Origin of the sequence: Halorubrum halodurans, from assembly GCF_002252985.1 — an archaeon.
GTDB classification, from domain to species: domain Archaea; phylum Halobacteriota; class Halobacteria; order Halobacteriales; family Haloferacaceae; genus Halorubrum; species Halorubrum halodurans.
In genome coordinates, this window is the sequence record NZ_NHPJ01000105.1 from 1 (window position 1) to 1,635 (window position 1,635).

A 1,635-nucleotide genomic window follows, 5' to 3' on the forward strand; every position below is an offset into this window, starting at 1 on the left:
GCACGACGCGGCTCGGGCGCGCCACGGAGACGAGGATCCGGAACCGGTCGTCGTCCGTCCCCTCCCTGCTCGTCGCCGCCGTCCCCGCCGCGGACGGCCCCCCGCCGCCGGCCCCCATCGGGATGTGCGGCGAGACCACCTCCTCGACGAGCTCCTCGACGTGTGGCGCCCCGCCCCAGACGAGGTACGCGGCGAGGAGCGCGAGCACGACCAGGATCCCGACGCCGACGCCGACGGGCGGGAGGTTCGAGATCAACGCGAGGTTCGCCACGATCCCCACGATCGGCAGCGCCGGCACGAGCGGCATCCGGAAGCCCCGCTCGATCTCCGGGAACTTCCGGCGCGAGTAGACGAGCGTGGCGTTGACGACGGCGAGCGGAACGAGGAGGTTGAAGGTGGCGAACCCGGTGAGCGGGTTGAGCCCGAGCAGCCCGACGCCGAGCAGGCCGTGTTCGGAGAACAGGGTGATGAACACGACGATGAGCCCGACGATGGTCGCGATCACGGCCGAGACGCTCCAGAACGGGGTCCGGTAGTCGGGGTGGATGCGGGCGAACCGGCGCGGCCCGTGTCCCTGTCGTCCCATCAGCGACCCGATGCCGCTTGCGGCGAGGATGGAGGCGTTCGAGGCCGACACCATCGAGAAGACCGCGCCGGCGACGATGAGGAGCTGGCCCCACGGGCCGAGAAACGACGCCGCGACGGTGCCCATCGCGGTCTCGCCCTGCGCGAGCACCTCGCGGGCCACCGGCGCGTTCACCATCGCCACGATGACCAGCGCGTACAGCACCGTGACCGTGAGGATGCTCGCGCCGATCGCGCGGGGGACGGTCCGTCGCGGTTCGATGATCTCGCCGGCGCTCGCCGCGATGGCCGAGAAGCCGAAGAAGGTGATGAACGCGAGCGCGGCCACGGAGACGATCCCGACGGGCTCGAACTGGAACCCGGTCGCGAACGTCGTCGCGGCGTCGCCGGCGCCGACGAAGAGGACCGCCCCGGCGATGAACACGAACAGGACGCCGACCTTCGCGCTCGTCACGATCAGCTGGAAGAGCCCGGACTCCTCGGTTCCGCGCGCGTTGAGGACGCCGAGGACCACCGCCGTGAGCACGCCGACGGTGCCGTGGGGAAGGACCTGGAGCGACTCGGGGAGGATGAACCGGAAGAACCACTCGTCCATGGTGGCGAGGTAGAACGCCGTCGTCCCGCTGTAGCCGAGGAACAGCGATATCCCGACGCCGTACTTCAGGCGGTCGAACTCCTCGAACGTGCGCGAACAGAAGAGGTACCCGCCGCCGTTCTCGGAGTAGACCGAGGCGAACTCGGAGTAGGCCGCGGCGGTGATCCCCGCGACGACGGCGGCGAGCACGAACGCGATGACGGCGCTGGAGCCGATGCGATAGACGGCGGTCCCGGACAGCGAGAAGATCCCTGCCGCGATCATCGTCCCCAGCCCGATGGCGAAGGCTATCTTGAAATCCAGCGTTCGCGTGTGCTCTACCATGCGCCTCACCGCGTCTTTCGAGCGTAAAAAACGGCGGGGTTCGATCTCCGCTCGGGGGAACCCGCCCTCGCCGTCGGTCCGTATCCGCGTCCGACGACCCGCGGAACGTCCCGTCCGACGACCCGCCGAAC

Annotated in this window: 1 protein-coding gene; it reads right to left on the minus strand. The window is 69.8% G+C overall.

Annotation, left to right across the window (positions count from 1 at the left end; genetic code table 11):
* On the minus strand, positions 1-1,504 hold a 1,504-nt coding region (locus tag DJ70_RS12325), incomplete at its 3' end, for an APC family permease (RefSeq protein ID WP_143421013.1).
* Positions 1,505-1,635 lie beyond the last annotated feature (131 nt).